This window comes from Hufsiella ginkgonis, from assembly GCF_009834915.1.
Classification (GTDB): Bacteria; Bacteroidota; Bacteroidia; order Sphingobacteriales; family Sphingobacteriaceae; genus Hufsiella; species Hufsiella ginkgonis.
The window spans coordinates 160,745-179,843 of sequence record NZ_WVHS01000003.1; the positions used below are offsets into that span (position 1 = coordinate 160,745).

Here is a 19,099-nt window from a genome sequence, read left to right on the forward strand (position 1 = left end):
ACACCGGATGCGTACGTATAACGTACAACGTTTAGGAGGTTTTAAACAAGAAAAAGCCCCTCCTTAAAGGGGCTTTCCCGGATTTAAATCTATAACATGCTTTAGCTTATACTTTGGCAGAGATAGATTTCACTCCGAAAGCCCGGTATAAATAGATGAAAAGGTGTAACACGGCGAACCCGGTTGAGAAAAGGAACAAGGCGGAATCGTCTGTTTCTGCTACCTGGTGATGGGCTATTGCGATCAGTGCCAGCAGCACAGTAAGGCTAACGCCGATTAATGATACGGTACGACTGCTTTTTAACAGCGTAACCGGGTTGTTATCAGATAGTAAGCTGTTTTTCATGCCGTAGAAGAGGTATACGTCAAGCCCGATGATCATCCAAACCACTAACCTGATCCAGGTATCAAGCGGCAGGAACACCATCATAAAGAGACAGGTTGCCACACCGAGGATCGGGATCAGCGGTACTAGAGGTGTTTTAAACGCTCTTGGAATTTCCGGCATGCGTTTCCGAAGAATAATAATACCTATACAAACCAGGATGAATGCAAAGAGTGTACCGATGCTGGTCATTTCTCCTACCACCCGTGCAGGTACGAATGCGGCGAACAAGCTCACAAAAAGCATGAACAACATGTTGCTCTTAGCAGGAGTGCTGTATTTTGCGTGCACATTTGAGAATACTTTCGGAAGCAGCCCGTCTTTACTCATAGAGAAGAACACGCGTGACTGGCCCATCAGCATCACCAGGATTACAGAGGCGTAACCGGCAAGAATGGCGACGATGATGGCTTTGTTTAACCACGGGAACGCAGGTGTGATAGAGCCGTCCGCATTTACGGCGCCCATATGATCTATCGCGACAGCTACCGGCGCAATTCCGTCCTGGCCTTTAAAGTCAGTGTAGTTGGCTACACCGGTCATTACATGCGCGAACAAAATGTAGAGTACGGTACAGATAAGCAGGGAGATCAAAATCCCTTTAGGCATATCCTTGCCGGGGTTTTTCGCCTCCTGTGCCGCGGTAGACACGGCATCAAAACCGATGTAGGCAAAGAATACGATGGCTGCCGAGCGTACGATCCCGCTAAACCCGAACTCGCCGAACGTGCCGGTATTCTCCGGGATATATGGCGTATAATTTTCTGTGTGGATGAAGCTCCAGCCGAGGATGATAAAGATCAATACCACGACAACTTTAAGCGCGACGATCAACCCGTTAATGAAAGCCGATTCTTTAGTGCCCCTGATAAGCACCAGCGACATCAATATCACGATAAAGACCGCGGGCAGGTTTACCCCGCCGCTTACGACCGTTCCGTCTGCCAATGTAACTGAATCGAAGGGCGACATGGTAAGCCCCACCGGCAGATGCAGGTCGAAATAACCGAGGAATTTAACTAAATACCTGCTCCAGCTTATCGAAACGGTGGCGGCTCCAACGGCGTATTCCAGCACAAGGTCCCAGCCGATGATCCAGGCTACAAATTCGCCCATGGTGGCGTAAGAATACGTATATGCACTGCCGGCTACGGGGATCATAGATGCAAATTCTGCATAGCACAACCCTGCAAACGCACAGCCTATTGCTGCAATGATAAAAGAGATAGTAATGGCAGGACCTGCGTTATTGGCCGCAGCGCCTCCAGTAATCGAAAATAATCCCGCACCGATAATTGCCCCGATACCAAGTGCAACCAGGTTGGTTGCCCCAAGCGTTCGCTTAAGGGAGCCCTCTCCGGTCTCTGCCGCCTCAGCTAAAAGTACAGTAATTGACTTTCTGAAATTCATGATTAAGAGTTAATGTGTTTCGATAAGATTTTTATTAGTCTGAATCCAAACCTAATTAAAATAAATTTAAAAAAGAAAGGGGATCAAAGCTGATCCCCTGTATTACGGTGAATTGTTACGTTATCTGAGCTTACCCGCCGAAATCATAGCTGTTTTAACCTCTTTTACGCGCACTTCCTTACGCACTTCGGGTTTGATGGCGCTGGTTTCCGCTAAATTTACATGAATGTGCGGCGCGATGATCAGCGATACGATCGACATCAGCTTGATCAGGATATTCATAGACGGGCCGGACGTATCTTTGAAAGGATCACCCACAGTGTCGCCGGTTACCGAGGCTTTATGGGGTTCCGATTTTTTATAGAAGATCTCCCCGTTAATTTCCACACCCTTTTCGAAACTCTTTTTGGCGTTATCCCAGGCTCCGCCGGCGTTTGACTGGAACATACCCATCAGTACGCCCGAAACCGTTACACCCGCCAGTAATCCGCCCAGTACTTCGGGGCCGAAGGTAAAGCCAACGATCAACGGTACTACCAGGGCTATGCCTCCCGGCAGCATCATCTCGCGGATCGACGCCTTGGTGGAAATGGCCACGCATTTTTCATACTCCGGTTTCGCCTTGTACTCCATAATGCCCGGAATCTCGCGGAACTGGCGGCGTACTTCCTGTACCATGTCCATAGCGGCACGGCCTACTGCCGAGATGCATAGCGACGAGAAAATAAAGGGGATCATACCACCTACAAACAGGCCGGCGAGCACGTCGGCTTTATAGATATCGATGCTGTCGATCCCTGCTATACCCACAAACGCGGCAAATAACGCGAGCGAAGTAAGGGCGGCAGAAGCTATCGCGAAACCTTTACCTGTCGCTGCCGTGGTATTCCCTACGGCATCCAGGTTATCCGTACGGTGACGCACCTCCTCGGGCAGCTGGCTCATTTCGGCGATCCCGCCTGCGTTATCGGCTATGGGGCCAAAGGCGTCGATAGCCAATTGCATCGCCGTAGTGGCCATCATGCCTGCCGCGGCGATAGATACCCCATAGAGGCCGGCAAAATAAAATGAACCGTAGATACCGCCTGCCAGTACCAGGATCGGTAACACAGTGGACTCCATCCCAACGGAAAGGCCCCCGATAATATTGGTCGCATGGCCGGTAGAAGATTGTTTAATGATAGATAGAACCGGGCGTTTACCCATGGCCGTATAATACTCGGTAATGATGCTCATCAGCGTTCCCACCACGAGACCTACCAGGATGGAGAAAAATACGTCGTTCTTTGTGAACGGTACATTCCTGATGGTAAGCGTATCCGGCAGCAGCCATTGGACCGCGAAATAAGAGGCGATGGCCGTTAACACGATCGACGACCAGTTGCCTATATTTAACGCGTTCTGCACGCTGTCTGTTTCGTTCCTGATCTTTACAAAAGACGCCGCTACGATTGAGAATATCAGTCCTAACCCCGCGATCAGCATCGGCAGCAGGATAGGCGCGATGCCGCCGAAGTTGTCGTTTGAAACGATTTCCTGGCCAAGTACCATGGTGGCGAGGATAGTAGCCACGTACGAGCCGAAAAGATCGGCGCCCATACCGGCAACGTCACCTACGTTATCGCCTACGTTATCGGCAATAGTAGCAGGGTTACGCACATCATCTTCCGGGATACCGGCTTCTACTTTGCCCACCAGGTCGGCGCCTACGTCGGCTGCTTTGGTATAGATCCCGCCGCCTACGCGCGCGAACAAGGCGATCGACTCCGCACCCAGCGAAAAGCCCGCCAGTACTTCCAGCGCTTTTTCCATGGCCGGGCCGTTCACATCGGCGCCCTGGCTAACCACGTACATATGGTAGAATACGATAAATAAAGACCCGAGGCCAAGTACCGCTAACCCGGCCACACCGAAGCCCATCACCGACCCGCCGGTAAAAGAAACCTTTAACGCCTTTGCCAGGCTGGTGCGCGCCGCTTGCGTGGTGCGTACGTTCGCTTTCGTGGCGATGTTCATGCCGATGTATCCCGCGAAAGCGGAAGTGAAGGCCCCGACAAGGAATGAGATGGCGATGACCGGGCTGGAGGTCTCCACCAGCGTTCCCGACCATGCTAATAAGATGGCAGCAATTACCGCAAAATAAAAAAGTACTTTCCATTCGGCCCTTAAGAAGGCCATCGCACCGTCGGCAATGTAACCTGCAAGGGTTCTCATGTTCTCATCTCCCGCATCCTGTTTGGTTACCCAGGCCGATTTTGCCAGCATCACTAAAATCCCCGCAACCCCAAACACCGGGATCAGATAAATTAAATTAGTTTGTAAAAACTCCATCATGTAGTATTAGTTAATATCGATTAGTTTTTTGATAAGAGGCCAAAAATAAGAGGCTTAACGGATTAATCAAATTTATTGGTGATTTATTAGTTGCCGGTTTTCAGTTGCCAGTTATCGGTTTCAGTGATCCGCGTTACGGGTGTTTATATCGTTGCCTGTCGTTATCAAACTGAACGCTGATCACTGGTACTGATAACTAAAAGTGATATATTCGTATTCTCAACCTAAACCCAACAACATGACCAAACCTTCAGAACCAACCGCGATGAAGCGGGAATTCACCTTGCTCGACGGTACCCTTTTAGTGGCGGGAAGCATGATCGGCTCCGGCGTTTTTATCGTGGCGGCAGACATTACCAGTTATGTAGGCTCGGCCGGGTGGCTGATCGTTGTGTGGTTGATCACAGGTTTTATGACGCTGGCCGCCGCCCTGAGCTATGGCGAGCTGAGCGGGATGTTCCCGAAAGCCGGCGGCCAATACGTATACCTGAAAGAAGCCTATAACTCACTTATCGCCTTCTTATATGGCTGGAGTTTTTTTGCGGTCATACAAACGGGCACGATCGCTGCGGTAGGGGTTGCGTTTTCGAAGTTCGCCGCGTATATTTTTCCGCCGCTCAGCGAAGACAATATTATACTAAGTTTCCAAACCGGTGTGGATGCCGCCGGCGCGGGCAAGTTTTTTACCATCAGCGCTGCGCAGATCGTTTCGATACTGCTCATCGTATTTCTTACCTATGTAAATACCAAAGGTGTAAAAGGCGGTAAGCTCATTCAAACATTCTTTACTTCTACCAAGCTGTTAAGCCTTTTTGGTCTCATCATCTTCGGCTTCATACTAATGAAACCGGAAGTATGGCAGGCCAACTGGGCCGATGCCTGGCAATTGCGGGGGTTAAGCAAGGACGGGTCCTTTACAGAATATGCCGCCATCGCCGCTATCGGTGCCGTTGCTGCCGCGATGGTGGGTTCGATATTCAGCAGCGACGCCTGGAACAGCGTGACCTTCATCGCCGGCGAAATGGAAAACCCAAAACGTAATATCGGCCTCAGCCTGTTCCTGGGTACTTTGATCGTAACCATTATCTACGTGCTCGCCAACCTCATGTATACCGCGGTGCTTCCGCTGAATGATATCGTGAACGCCGAAAAAAGCCGGGTAGCCGTCGACGCATCCAAGGTGATCTTTGGCGATATGGGCACCATCGTAATCGCGGTAATGATCATGATCTCTACCTTCGGCTGTAATAACGGCCTCATTCTTTCGGGAGCCAGGGTATACTACACGATGGCGAAAGATGGCCTGTTCTTTAAAAAAGCGGGAGAGCTTAATAAACATGCCGTGCCTGAATTCGGGCTTTGGGCGCAATGCCTGGTAGCTGCCATCCTATGCCTCAGCGGGCAATACGGTAACCTGCTGGATATGATCTCCTTTGTAGTGGTGATCTTTTATGTGTTAACCATAGCCGGGATCTTCATCCTTCGCGCGAAGCGTCCCGATGCGGAACGGCCTTATAAAGCTTTTCTTTACCCGGTGCTTCCCGCAATCTACATCGTGATGGGGCTGGCTTTCTGTGCATTGCTCATCAAGTTTAAACCGGAATATACCTGGCCGGGGCTGATCATCGTATTGATAGGGCTGCCGATCTACTTTATTTCGAAACCGAAGGGGAGTACGACGGTTTAACAACTTAGGATTGAAGGAATGCCGGAGTCGTTCCGGTTCTCCGGTATCTTACTGATCCTATTTGATACCTTATGAAGCACCACTATCTTATTTGCCTCTTAGCGTCCGGACTGCTTGCCTGCGCCCCGTCTTTAAGGAAGCCCGACAAACAGCCGGCTTACTCCCAAAAGATGGTAGAGAACCGTGCCATGAAGCGGTTTTTCAGTAACCGCGGCGAACAAGAGCTGGCAACGGCGCATTGGGATTATGTACCCGGTTTGGTAGCTTACAGCGTGCTGAAAGCCTGGGAACAATACCCGGAGAAAACGGAATACTACCGGGTGGTAAAGGCGTATGCCGACCACTGCCTCCAGGGAAAAGATACCGTGGGCGTCGGCGTAAGCAACATCGACGACCTGGCCGCCGGGAGGATCTTTTTTACCCTTTACCAAACCGAGTTAAAAAAAGGCAATAAAGCCGATGCGGTGCGTTATAAAACATGCGTAACCGTGCTCAGGAACAAGCTGAAGTACGACCACCGCCGCATCAGCGCAGGAAAACCCGGCACCGGCGGTTTTTTTCATAAAGCGCAATACCCTAACCAGATGTGGCTCGACGGCTTATATATGGGCCCGGCGATGTATGCGGGTTGGCAGACCGTGTTTGGAAAGGAAACGGGTGATGAGGACAACCGCCAATCGTGGGACGACATCACGCTGCAGTTCAAAACCATCCACAGATATACTTACGACACCGAAAAGCAGCTCAACTACCACGCCTGGAGCGCCGACCCGGACGACGAAAACTCTTTCTGGGCTCGTAAAAGCGGGCCGTTCAAGGGCTGTTCCCGGGAGTTCTGGGGCAGGGGAATGGGCTGGTACTTCGCGGCCCTGGTCGATGTATTGGAGCTGATGCCCAAAGAACGCCCCGGCTATGATACGCTAAAAAGCATCGTTAACCAGGTAGCGGCAGGGCTTGCCCGTTACCAGGATAAAACGAGCGGATGCTGGTACCAGCTCCTGCAATACGACGGTAGAATGATAGCGGACAATAAAGGCGACCTGGTGGCGGGGCAAACGTTTAACGGCGGAAATAAGAGCAATTACCTGGAATCTTCGGCATCGTCGATGTTTACCTATGCTTATCTGAAGGGAATCCGTTTGAAAGTGCTCGACCGGGGAACTTATCTCCCGGTAGCGGAAAAAGCCTACCTGGGACTATTGACCAACTTTATCCGTGAAGAAAGTAACGGGGAGTTGTCGATAACGCAATCCTGCGCCTCAGCGGGATTAGGACCGGCAAAAGACAGATCAAGAACGGGTACGATCAATTATTATCTCTGTGGTAAGGATGTAACGGTTACCCAAAATGAGGGGAAAGCGATCGGGCCGTTTATATTGGCGAGTTTGGAGTTTGAGAGGAGGAAATAGCCTGGCGGGGTGACAGGACACGGTAGAAGTGACGTATATATTTGTATTTTAGCGTTTAACCGGCCTTCCGGCTCTTAACTACCCTAAAACGAACGAACCAATGGAAACCCGCCGCAACTTCCTCCAGAAATTAGCCGCCTCGGCGATCGTATTGCCCATGGCACCTGTAACTGAAAGCTGGGCTGCCGATGCCATAAGTCATGAACCCTACGATGGGCCCGTTCTTCGCGTCGCCATGATGGGGCTGGGCAGCTACGCTAACCGCGTTGCCGATGCCATGAAATCGTGTGTGAAGGCGAAGATCGTAGGCGTGGTAAGCGGTACGCCCGAGAAGATCACCGATTGGCAGGACAGGTTCGGGATTCCCGGAAAGAACTGTTACACCTATGAAAACTTCGATTCGCTTAAGTCGAATCCCGACATCGACGCGGTTTATATCACCACGCCCAATTCACTTCACCGTCCCTATGCCGTACGGGTTGCAGCCGCCGGTAAACACGTGATTTCCGAGAAACCGATGGCAGTGAATGCAGCAGACGGGCAGCTCATGATCGATGCCTGTAAGAAAGCGGGCGTGAAATTACTGGTAGGCTATCGATTGCATTTCGAAGCGAGAACGCTCGAAGTGGTACGTATGCGGCAGGCCGGAGAATTCGGCAAGATCCGCTTTTTCCAGGGGCTCAGCGGCTTCAGGATAGGAGACCCCACCCAGTGGAGGCTCAATAAACAGCTCGCCGGCGGAGGCTCGATGATGGATATAGGCGTTTACTCCATCAATGGTGCAAGATACATGCTGGGCGAAGACCCGATCTGGGTAACCGCACAGGAAACGAAAACCGACCCGGTAAAGTTTAAAGCCGGGATCGACGAAACTATCCAGTTCCAGCTGGGCTTCCCGTCGGGCGCGGTGGCTTCCTGCCTCTCAACTTATAATATGAACAACCTCGACCGGTTTTTCTTAACGGGGGAAAAGGGCTTTGCTGAAATGGTGCCGTCCACCGGCTACGGCCCGCTAAAGGGTAAAACACATAAGGGCGAATTGACCAGCCCCCATATAACCCACCAGACTCAGCAAATGGAGCAGTTCGCAGGCATCCTGCTCGAAGGCAAATCTGCGCCCATCCCGGTCGACGGAGAAGAGGGCCTGAAAGACCTGAAGATCATCGACGCGATCTACGAGGCGGTAAAGACGGGGGAGAAGGTGATGCTGAAGCTGTAGGCTGCCTGCTTATAACCCCGATCACCTTACCGAACTAAATTTATCCAGCCCCGGTATGTGTTTTCTCTTTCGTTCCAGCTCCAGCTGGTAGATCAGCTGCCCTATATTCTTCATGAACGGATAACAAACCGTTTCGTACTCATACTTATTGTCGTTATAGATCCCGTCTTCATTAGACTGGACGACCACGGTGAGCAGGAATTCGATCTTGTTTTTAAAGTCGACGATGTAGGCGTTATCGATGACGTACCCGTATGAATCGCCGTACTTATTAAAGATGCGCAGGTTGGGATCGGTCAAGGCATTCTTATCCCGGCCGTAATAAAGCATTTTGGCATAGGTGGGCCAGAATGCTTTCGGGTCGTATTTTGGGAAATCGCTTTCGGTGGGATACATAGACATATACCGGTAGATCAGCTCGTAATCGCCGGCGGTGAGATTGAATCGCTCCTTCCCGGGGAACGCTTCCGGGAAGAGTAGTTTTTTCATCACCTGCTGCTGGTCCTGTATGGGGTAAACATTCTTGTCAGCGAAGCTGTAGGGTTCGTTCACCAGTTTATCATTGGCGTCCATATAACCAGTACCGCGTGAAAGGTTTTGCAATTTCAGCGGGTAGTCTGTTGCGTCGTATTGGGCTTCCTGCCGGTAGACAAGCTTTCCGCCGGTATAAAAACTGACGGGGTTGGTATGCCTGGCGGATTCCCCGGCATCGCCGATGGCCAAACGGTTCAGGATACGGCTGTGCACGGCGCCGTTCTGCCGTAGTTTTTCGTTAATCTCCGCACGGCCGATAAATTCAAAGAGGCGGTTAAACGCGTCGTTATCGCTGGTGAGCAGGATCTTTTTGATATAGTGCTCGATGGAGGGGAGGCCGTTTGCCGCGGTGCTGTCTACGTTTACCCGCGTCTGCCTTGCGAAGGCGCTGTCGGTGATCATGACGCTGGTACGCGAAAGCCCCGGAATTTTAAGGCGGTTGATCTTTTCCAGGGCGAAGATCACTGCAGGGAGCTTCACGGTGCTCGCCGGGTAAAAATACCAGGAAGGATCGGGGTGATAGCCGAATGATTTAAAATGAGGCACGTTCCGCGAATCGCGGTTGATCTGCGTGTACAGGATCTGCACTTCGTTGTTTCCCGGGCGGGAAAGAATGCCGCCAAATTCGTCCGGGTGCGCCTTCATTAGTTTCTCCAGGAAGCGTTTGTCGGTTTTATTCTGGGCAGGTAGCATGGCTGGCAGCATACATAATAAGAGGAAAATCCGCATCATAAACGAAGATATAGAGAATTTTTATCGTTGTGAGGAATGTTCTGCTACCTTTGCGGCGCTATTGGTGTCCGCAAATGCGGACTTAAAAGGGAACCGGGTGCGAATCCCGGACAGTCCCGCTGCTGTGTTCTCCGTTTAACGGTCGTCCATTCTTATTGTCACTGTCCTGCCGCCGGCGGGGCGGGAAGGCAGGACCTCACCGGGAGTAAGTCAGAAGACCTGCCAGGAGCCTGAACTAATTCATAGCTTTCGGGGATTGAAGCTTAGGATGAACATATGCTTTCCGTATATTTCATTTCCGCCATCCTTCTGTTTGCTGTGGGCTTACTCACAACAAAATGAAACCTGCATGAGCATACCGCTAAAAATCCAAATGGATAAGCTCATGCAAGCTTCATTGCCGTTAAAAGGCACATGATTAAATGAAAAAAGAAAAAATTGTAATTGCTGCAAGCCTGGGGTTTGCACAATTGGCGCTGCTGAGTACAGCAGCCCACGCACAGGAACGACCTGCACGGGAACTGGACGAAGTGGTGGTAACGGCTACCCGTTCACCCAAAAAACAATCAGAGATCGGTAAGGTCGTGAAGGTGATCGACGCCAAACAGATCGCGGCCAGCCAGGGGAGAACGCTTGTTGACGTACTGAACAACGTAGCGGGTTTACAGCTTTCGGGCGGGCACAACGCGCCGGGATCCAATATTACACTCTTTACCCTGGGAGCGGCATCCGGCAACACCCTGGTGCTTATCGACGGCATCCCTGCGAATAATGCAGGCGGGATTACCGGCGAGTACGACATCTCTTCGATCGCCATCGACCAGGTGGAGCGTATCGAGATCCTGAAAGGGGGCAACTCTACCTTATATGGGTCTGACGCTGTGGCAGGGGTGGTGAACATTATTACTAAACAGCCTTCGAAAGATGTGCATACCGACCTGCTGCTTACAGGCGGCACTTACGGGACCTTTAAACAGGCGCTCGGCGTAAGCGGAACTTCGGGCAAAACGGCCGTTTCACTAAATGTATCCAACAATAATTCGGATGGTTTCTCTTCCGCCAAAGGCGATGAGAGCACCTTTGATAAAGATGGGTTTAACCAGAAAGCGCTTACTACGCACGTCCGGCAACAGCTTACGGACAAGCTTTCGCTGCAGGGAAATGTACAGTTTAACTGGAATAAATTCGACCTGGATGCCGGTGCCTTTGCCGATGACAAGGATTATACCGCTAAGAACTCTTCGTTCTTCGGCGGATTAAATGCCGCTTACGCGCTGCCCAAGGGGACTATAAACCTGATCTTTAACCAGAATAACGTACGCAACCAGTTTACAAACCCGGGTACCGGCACCAGTTTCAGCCGGCAGGACAACAAAGGAAGAGTAACCTATTCTGAAGCTATCCTGAGCCAGCAGTTCATCCCGGCGCTGGGCCTCACCGCAGGCGTTAACTACCGCCGCTCGGAAACAGACCAGACTTACGAATCCAGGAGCTCTTTCGGTCCGTTTAACAGCTACTTAAAAGCCGACGATGCCAATAACAATATTTTTAGCGGTTATGCCAGCTTCTTTCTCAAAGCCGCTGGTTTTAACACAGAGCTGGGCGGCAGGTACAATCACCACTCGCAGTACGGTAATAATTACACCTATACGGTGAACCCCTCATACGTGATCGCAGATCGCTACAAGGTATTTGTAAGCGCGTCTTCCGCGTTTAAGGCGCCTTCGCTTTATCACTTAACATCCGAATATAAGAACCCGAACGGCCTGGAGCCCGAAACCACCACCTCTTACGAGGCAGGTACCGAACTGGAACTGGTTGAGTCAAAGCTGAAGCTAAACGTGGCCGGTTTTATCCGCGATACTAAAAACCTGATCTACTTTTACACCGATCCGGTTACCTTTGCTTCTGCCTATCGCAACGGCAGTAAGCAGCACGACAAAGGCCTGGAAGCAGAAGTAGCGGTTACGCCTACCGATCGCTTTAAACTGGAAGGCTGGTTTGCCTACGTAAAAGGCGAAGGCACCGATGCGGCCGGCGCGAAAACTAACTACCTGCTCCGCCGCCCGGAGAAGACGTTCGGCGCAAATGCGGGTTACGAATTCAGTAAGCTGTTTTCGGCAAAGCTGATCTATAAATATACCGGCAGCCGGTTAGATCCGTTTGGTTATCCTGTAGTGAACACCAACCAGCATGCTTTCACGTTGCTGGATACCTATCTCCAGCTGAAGCCGACGGCTGCGCTGGTGGTTTTTGCCGATATTAAGAATATCTTCGACGAAGGTTATACGGAATGGCAGGGATATACCACCGCCGGCAGAAACTTTAATGCAGGAGTAAAGTACACGATTAAATAGTAATACGCAGGTTTTCCTCCCCGGTCTTCGTCGCCCCGTCCGGCGGGATAAGCGCCATGGCGCAATAACGGTTAGGTCTTAAGATGAATCAAATCATGATGGCAGACAAAAACTTAACCCCCCTTTGGAGGGAGCGGCCAGGAGATCGGAGGAGGATCTGAGTGATGAAAACACCGGTCGCCCTTTTCTGGAGCGGAGGTAAAGATTCCTCCTTCGCGTTACACCATATCCGGCAGGAGCATCCCGGGCTGGAAGTAGTACGTCTTATCACTACTCTTAACCTTGAGTTCAAACGCATCTCTATGCATGGCGTGCGCGAAGAACTGCTGGACCGCCAGGCGGAAAACCTGGGCCTGCCGCTCGATAAAATGTGGGTTCCGAACGAACCGGCCAACCTTGCGTACGAAGAACAACTCCACGGGGTGCTTGCTGGGCTCAGGGCAGAGGGTATCAATCATGTTGCTTTTGGGGATATATTCCTCGAAGATTTGAAACAATATCGTGACAAGATACTTTCGGAACACCATATAACCGGCGTCTACCCGCTTTGGAAAAAACCAACAGACAAGCTCATCCGCGATTTCCTTCGGGCCGGTTTTCGCACGGTGACCTGTTGCATAAATACCGCGGTACTTTCTGAAAACAGCCTTGGAATTGAAATAAACGAGGATTTTATAGCGATGCTCCCCGTAAACGCAGATCCCTGCGGCGAGAACGGCGAGTTTCATACCTTCTGTTTTGACGGCCCCGTTTTTAACCGGCCGGTTGATTTCAGAACCGGGGAAGTCGTTTTTCGTCCGCTCGGCGTGCGTTTGCAGGAGGCTCCGGCCGTCCGCGCGGGCTTTAGCTATATTGACCTGTATCTCTAGAAATTGTATCTTGCTTGGGTAGGTTATACGCTTAACGGATAACTTAAATCATGGCTGAAAAACCCCAAACTTTATGATCAACAAATACCTGAGCTCACTGGCGTTCATGCTGCTGTTTATTACTACACTGGCATCGGCGCAAAACATCCCGTCACCGAAAGAACACTTCGGGTTCTCTATCGGCGATGACTACAATCTTGCGAACTTTACGCAAACGGAGGCTTATTTTAAAAAGCTCTCCGCGTCTGACCGTACTAAGATGGTCGACATCGGCCTTACCGAAGAGGGACGGCACCAGTTTATGATGATCATCTCATCGCCGGAGAACATCAAGAACCTGGAGCGCTACCGCGAAATCTCAAAAAAACTGGCACGCGCCGAAGGTCTTACAGACGAGCAGGCCAGGGCGCTGGCTGCCGAAGGAAAAACGGTGGTATGGATCGACGGCGGCCTGCACGCCAATGAGACCGTTGGTGCGCACCAGTTAATTGAAACCGCCTGGCAGCTGGTAAGCCGTAAGGACCCGGAAACCCTGCGGTTGCTCAATGGCGCTATCATCCTGATGGTACATGCCAATCCCGACGGGCAGGAACTGATCTCCAACTGGTATATGAAAGAGAAAGATCCGCTGAAGCGCTCGCTGAGCCAGGTTCCGCGTCTTTACCAGAAATACATCGGGCATGATAACAACCGCGATTTCTACATGATGAACATGAAGGAGTCGAAAAACATTAACCGCCAGCTGTACCTCGAGTGGCTGCCGCAGATCGTGTACAACCACCACCAGGCGGGTCCCGCAGGATCGGTGGTTGCCGGTCCCCCGTACCGCGATCCGTTCAACTTCGTGTTCGATCCGCTCCTGGTAACCAGCCTCGATGCCATCGGCGCCGCCATGAACAACCGGGTGAACCTCGAAGGGAAGCCAGGTTATACGTCCCGCTCGGGCTCTACCTTTTCTACCTGGTGGAACGGCGGCTTGCGCACCACCACGTATTTTCACAACATGCTGGGTTTGCTTACCGAGATCATCGGCAGCCCTACACCAAGCGAGGTTCCGCTGGTGCCCGACCGCCTGGAGCCGAACAGTGCTACACCTAACCCGGTAACGCCGCAGGTATGGCATTACCGCCAGTCGATCGATTACTCGGTATCGCTTAATTACGCCGTGATCGATTACGCGGTCCGCTACCACGACGAGGTGCTGTTTAATATGTACAAGATGGCTAAGAATTCCATCGATCGCGGCAGCAGGGACTATTGGACGCTTTCACCCAAAAGGGTGGAAGAGATTAAAGTAGCTGCGCGCGAAGGTCAGCCTGCGCCTGCGGCAGGTGCTGAAGGAGCAGGGGGTCCCGGTGGCTTCGGCGGCCGGGGCGGCATGAATGTAAAGTATTTTGATGCCGTACTTAAAAATCCTGCGTTGCGGGATGCCCGCGCCTACGTAGTCCCCGCTGACCAGGCGGATTTTCCTACCGCGGTAAAGTTCCTGAACACGCTGATCGCTACCGGTGTTCGCGTACACCAGGCCACGGCCGCGTTTACCGTGGCCGGCAAGAAATATCCTGCGGGATCATACATAGTAAAAACCGACCAGGCGTTCCGTCCGCATGTGCTCGACATGTTCGAGCCGCAGGACCACCCGAACGATTTCCAGTACCCCGGGGGGCCGCCGATCCGTCCGTACGATGCGGCGGGCTGGACCCTGGCTTTCCAGATGGGGGTGCAGTTTGACCGGATCCTCGATGCGCTAGACGGACCTTTTACCGCAACGCCTTATGGCGAGCTGCTGGCCGCGCCGAAAGAAACGGTAGCTGCCTCGGCTAAAGCGGGGTATTTGCTGAGCCCTAAGGTGAATAACGCCTTTATCGCGGTAAACGACCTGCTAAAGGCAGGCGCCGAAGTATACCGTGTTTCTGCGGCGCAACCCGGTGTTGATGCCGGTGCTTTCTTTATCCCGGCTTCTGCCGTTGCGAAAACATCGCTCCTGAGATCGGCGGCAGACCTGGGCGTACGTGCCAATGCGGCGGCCAAAAAACCGGCTGGTGCCGTTAGGGTCACCGCGCTGCGGATCGGCTTATGGGACACCTACGGGGGCTCAATGCCTTCCGGATGGATCCGCTGGATGTTTGAGCAATATCATTTCCCGTTCACGGTGATCTATCCGCAGGAGATTGACGGCGGTAACCTGAAAGATAAATATGATGTGATCGTATTCGCTTCGGGCGGCATCCCTTCGCTTCGCGGCGGACGCGGCTTTGGTGGCGGAGGCGGCGGTGCTTTTGGCGGTGCAAGGGTAGAGATCCCTGCCGAGTTCCAGAAGATGACCGGCTCGATCACGGCCGAAAAATCGGTGCCGGAGCTGAAGAAGTTTATGGAAGCCGGCGGCTCTGTAGTGGCCATCGGCAGCAGCAGCAACCTGGCTTATCACCTCAAACTGCCCGTAAAAGACGCCCTTACCGAAACGGTTAACGGACAAGACCGGCCATTACCCGGCGAGAAGTTCTATATCCCTGGAAGTATTATGCAGGTAACGCTTGCCAGCACGGACCCGGCCGAATGGGGCATGGACAAAGTAGCCGATGTGGTTTTCGATAGCAGTCCCGTATTTAAGCTTCAGCCCGGCGCAGAAGCCGCTGGCATTAAAACGCTTGCCTGGTATGCGACAGACAAGACGCTGCGCAGCGGCTGGGCGTGGGGGCAATCGTACCTGAAAGATGGGGTCGCCGCGTTCGAGGCACCCATCGGTGCCGGTAAATTATACGCTTTCGGACCTGAAATCACCTTCAGGGCGCAGCCTCACGGAACCTTTAAATTGTTGTTTAACCAGCTCTACGGAGCTTCAAAAGCCAAATAATCGCCAGAACCTGCCGGAAAAGCCTTTAAACGTTGATATGTGGATAAATTTTGTTAGGCAGAAATAAATTCTGTTTGAAAAACTGCTATACTTGTTTATTGTTACCACTTTGAGTAATTAAGACCTGGTACACAACAAACTATATTAACCTTTAAAAACCTGTTATGGCAACAAATGGAATCACCGCTTATTCGGTAAAGACAAAAACAAAAAACGTTCCTATGGTTGATCCTGTGATCGACGTTAAATCTGGTAGATACATCGCTACCGGTACTGATGGCGCTGGGAACAAAATGGCTGCGATCCTTTCGAAAGCGAAAGCTGAAGAGCATATTGCAGGCGGAGCAGCAAAAAAAGGCTCTGGCTGGTAAGCACGCTGCTTGTTGAAAAAAACAGAGCCGGATGTATGCATCCGGCTTTTTTTATGCTATAATGAAAGAATCGGTTTCAACCAGCAGGCTGCTCCTGACCATCGTTAGCCTGTTATTATTATATGGCCTGGTAGTTGCCGCAGGGCATGCCCCGCTGTTTGTGGAGCAGTATTACTCGCAGGAGATTTACCCGGTGATCGCCACCGCTACACAGGCCATTTTTAACTTTATCCCGGTAAGTGTAGGTGACCTCCTGTACATCGCTACGGTGTTGTGGCTCGTGGTGATAGCGGGTAAATTGTTGAAAAGATTATTCACAAAGAAGTTTCGCGAGGCGGGTCGCCTGGTGTTGAAAACCCTGATAGGGGTACAGGCGGGGATCCTGGTGTTTTACTTGTTCTGGGGACTCAATTATTTCAGGCCGCCGGCCGCTGTAAGACTTGGTCTGCAGGATAGCTGCTGTTCCCGCGAAGACATCCGCCGCGTGGCAGCCATCCTGATCGACAGCGCCAACGCGGTCAAGCTCCGGTTAAAGCCTTCAGACCTGCAGCAGGATAACCGGCAGATCTTCGGCAATGCCGTGGCAGCCATGAAAGCGCTGGGCAGCCACGATGCACGCTTCAAAACGTATTTTCCCACGGTAAAACCCTCGATGCTTACGTTCTTTATGAACTACATGGGTACGGCGGGTTATTATAACCCGTTTACTTCAGAAGCCCAGCTCAATTATGAGATGCCGGTATACACACGGCCGGTAGTAGCCTGCCACGAGATGTCGCACCAGATCGGGTTTAATGCGGAGGATGAGGCCAATTTCGGCGGATTCCTGGCAGGGGTATCCTCAGATGAGCGCCTGCTGAAATATTCGGCTTATTATATGGGGATGCAGGAGTTTATGGCCGAGTTGCGTAACCGGGACACCACGGCGTTTAATGAACTAAAACCCTGTATTTCGCCCGCAGTGATCGAAGACCTGAAGGCCGAACGGGAGTACTGGCGCCGGTTCCGCGGAAAAGCAGGGATCCTGAGCAGCCTGATGTACGAACAGTACCTTAAGATAAACAACCAGCCTGAAGGACTGCAAACCTATAACCGCATGGTTAAATTGGTGATCGCGTGGTACAAAAGAAACAGGCCCGGCCATTAACTGTCGCCTTGCTTTGGCTGAAGGAAAAAATTGGCGATGTTCTTTTCCCTGAAAGCATACGCGGAGGGATTTTCGCCGGTGAACGCTTTAAAATTCCGGATAAAATGCGACTGGTCGAAAAATGCGGCTTTGTATACTATTTCAGACCAGTTTGTTTCTTCTTCATCCACCAGGCTGAAGATATAATTGAACCGGACGATCCGCGCGAACAACTTTGGGGAGAGGCCTACCATTTTCCTGAACAGGTATTCGAGCCGTCTTTCGCCGGTGCCGCTGCCAGGAAGCAGTTTACTGACGGATATCATGCCGTGATTGCCGGTGATCAGCTCAACCGCACGATCTGCCGGGCCTGGACGGTAGTCGCTGTCTGCAAGTAACTTTTTAAAGCAATCGTTAAGCAGGCCGGTAACCTCCCTGTGACCGGGCGTGTCCCTTAACACCGTTTCCAGGTGCCGGAAGGGATCTCCTTTAATCGCCTGGTGCAGGTCTGCCACGCGGTCTTTTAGCAGGTGCATATCTAACCCGAACAGGTGATATACTGCCGTCGGTTTTAATTTGATGGCCACCATGTGTGAGCGGCCGGTGTTTTTCAGCATAAAGTGCCTGCTGATCTGCCCGGCAAGCAAAGCGGTGGGTTGTTCCTCCCAGCGATCTTTCAGGCGGATGACGTAAGGATCGCCCAGGTGAAAAATGATCTCGACAAACCCATCGGGGATGATCTTCTGTTCTGCCGGTGTGGCATCATCAGAAATGATGATCCAGTAACACTCGATTATAGCCGCCAGTTCCGGCGAAGGCGCAACCCGTTTGAAGCGGGGATCGACCGGTTCAGGCATTGGCCGTGGTGGGTAAAAGGTGAGTGCGGAGCCAGGGAAGGCTCCCGGCGAGTCCTTTATAGGCTAAAGAGGCGGGCGACATATCGCCGATAGCGCGCATCAGCGCGGCACGTTCTTCGCGGGAGAGGGTGCTTACCGGGTAAAAGTACGTACGGATGGTAAACAGGAACGCCTCCCGGCCTGGGAAGCCCACCAGGTTTTGCCGTTCAGTGCGCACATAGATCTCGTTAACACCAGGCCCGAATGCGCGGCCCTGCCACCCTATGGCATCGGCGCCGGGCGGAGCAACAGGATGATGGTTGAGATACGTATCAGTAGACAACCCCCAGGCAAAGCGTGTGAAGGGGCCTTTATGCACCGCGGCATTAAGGATGCTGAAGTAACTGGCATTCAGCTTCTCCATACCAGGTACGGCATGGTGGATATACGAAAATCGTTTGCCGATCTTATCGCCCGGTTCCCAATGATTGGGCGCACACAGGTGAATGGCCGCCATATGATCGTTGTCCTGGTGCAGCTGGCAGATGAGCACATCTTCCTGTACCTGGCAGGCGAGGGCGTCGAACAGGTTCACATAGGTATCGTGCGGGAGAGCGATCCAATCGTCGCCCCAGCTAAAACTTTCGCCCGTAAGGAGATTTGAAAACGAAAAAGAACCTGCTTGTTGTTCGAAACGGAATACCGACGGGTGTTCGGCCGCCAGCTGGTTTGCGAGGTACCGGTTTATGGCCGATGCCGTTTCGCGCGGAAGCGCCGATTCATGGTAATATTTATAGATGTCTTCTTGCCGGCAGCGGCGTTTATTGCCAAGCCATGCCATATATTGATCGTCGACCTGGAAAACCTGGCGGTCTGCGGGGATCGCTGCCTTGTCAGATTGCTGCAGGCCGGGAGCCACACTATATTTCCCGTTCAGGAACGGAAGGTATCTCATCTTCATGGTAGAATAATGAGT

13 protein-coding genes and 1 riboswitch are annotated in these 19,099 nt (G+C 52.0%); of the genes, 8 read left to right on the plus strand and 5 right to left on the minus strand.

Annotation, left to right across the window (positions count from 1 at the left end; all coding sequences use genetic code 11):
• Nucleotides 1–106 precede the first annotated feature (106 nt).
• Entirely contained in the window at nt 107–1,795 is a 1,689-nt protein-coding gene (locus tag GS398_RS13120; protein WP_160907260.1) for an amino acid permease, read from the minus strand.
• 120 nt (nt 1,796–1,915) lie between these two features.
• Entirely contained in the window at nt 1,916–4,126 is a 2,211-nt protein-coding gene (locus GS398_RS13125; RefSeq protein ID WP_160907862.1) for a sodium-translocating pyrophosphatase, read from the minus strand.
• Nucleotides 4,127–4,367: 241 nt separating this feature from the next.
• Between GS398_RS13125 and GS398_RS13130 the strand changes: the two genes are divergently transcribed.
• From GS398_RS13130 to GS398_RS13140, 3 genes are all read left to right on the plus strand, one after another.
• Nucleotides 4,368–5,816 carry an APC family permease gene (locus GS398_RS13130; protein ID WP_160907261.1) on the plus strand — a complete coding sequence of 483 codons (1,449 nt, stop codon included), beginning with the start codon at nt 4,368–4,370 and terminating at the stop codon, nt 5,814–5,816.
• Nucleotides 5,817–5,887: 71 nt separating this feature from the next.
• The gene (locus GS398_RS13135; RefSeq protein WP_160907262.1) at nt 5,888–7,225 is read left to right on the plus strand and encodes a glycoside hydrolase family 88/105 protein; all 1,338 of its coding nucleotides are present in this window, start codon (nt 5,888–5,890) and stop codon (nt 7,223–7,225) included.
• A 100-nt stretch (nt 7,226–7,325) separates the two neighbouring features.
• Nucleotides 7,326–8,444, plus strand: a complete 1,119-nt coding sequence (locus tag GS398_RS13140; protein ID WP_160907263.1) for a Gfo/Idh/MocA family protein — start codon at nt 7,326–7,328, stop codon at nt 8,442–8,444.
• Between the two features lie 21 nt (nt 8,445–8,465).
• Here GS398_RS13140 and GS398_RS13145 read toward each other — a convergent pair whose 3' ends face one another.
• Entirely contained in the window at nt 8,466–9,710 is a 1,245-nt protein-coding gene (locus GS398_RS13145; protein WP_160907264.1) for a serine hydrolase, read from the minus strand.
• 45 nt (nt 9,711–9,755) lie between these two features.
• A riboswitch (cobalamin riboswitch) is annotated at nt 9,756–9,951 on the plus strand.
• Nucleotides 9,952–10,132: 181 nt separating this feature from the next.
• On the opposite strand from GS398_RS13145, the gene GS398_RS13150 reads away from it, so the two are divergent.
• The 5 genes from GS398_RS13150 to GS398_RS13170 all read left to right on the plus strand — a co-directional run bounded on the left by GS398_RS13150 (nt 10,133) and on the right by GS398_RS13170 (nt 17,308).
• Nucleotides 10,133–12,067, plus strand: coding sequence for a TonB-dependent receptor plug domain-containing protein (locus GS398_RS13150; RefSeq protein WP_160907265.1), 1,935 nt, complete (start codon nt 10,133–10,135; stop codon nt 12,065–12,067).
• 164 nt (nt 12,068–12,231) lie between these two features.
• Nucleotides 12,232–12,936, plus strand: coding sequence for a Dph6-related ATP pyrophosphatase (locus GS398_RS13155; protein ID WP_160907266.1), 705 nt, complete (start codon nt 12,232–12,234; stop codon nt 12,934–12,936).
• A 73-nt stretch (nt 12,937–13,009) separates the two neighbouring features.
• On the plus strand, nt 13,010–15,790 hold the full coding sequence (locus GS398_RS13160; protein WP_160907267.1) for a M14 family metallopeptidase: 2,781 nt from the start codon (nt 13,010–13,012) through the stop codon (nt 15,788–15,790).
• A gap of 164 nt (nt 15,791–15,954) precedes the next feature.
• Nucleotides 15,955–16,161, plus strand: a complete 207-nt coding sequence (locus GS398_RS13165) for a hypothetical protein (protein WP_160907268.1) — start codon at nt 15,955–15,957, stop codon at nt 16,159–16,161.
• 61 nt (nt 16,162–16,222) lie between these two features.
• Nucleotides 16,223–17,308 (plus strand): DUF3810 domain-containing protein, encoded by a 1,086-nt coding sequence (locus GS398_RS13170; protein WP_160907269.1) that lies wholly within the window; start codon nt 16,223–16,225, stop codon nt 17,306–17,308.
• Here GS398_RS13170 and GS398_RS13175 read toward each other — a convergent pair.
• Both GS398_RS13175 and GS398_RS13180 read right to left on the minus strand, forming a co-directional pair.
• The gene (locus GS398_RS13175) at nt 17,305–18,144 is read right to left on the minus strand and encodes a helix-turn-helix domain-containing protein (RefSeq protein ID WP_160907270.1); all 840 of its coding nucleotides are present in this window, start codon (nt 18,142–18,144) and stop codon (nt 17,305–17,307) included. The genes GS398_RS13170 and GS398_RS13175 overlap by 4 nt on opposite strands.
• Nucleotides 18,137–19,078 (minus strand): heme-dependent oxidative N-demethylase subunit alpha family protein, encoded by a 942-nt coding sequence (locus GS398_RS13180; RefSeq protein ID WP_160907271.1) that lies wholly within the window; start codon nt 19,076–19,078, stop codon nt 18,137–18,139. The genes GS398_RS13175 and GS398_RS13180 overlap by 8 nt, the downstream gene beginning before the upstream one ends.
• Nucleotides 19,079–19,099 lie beyond the last annotated feature (21 nt).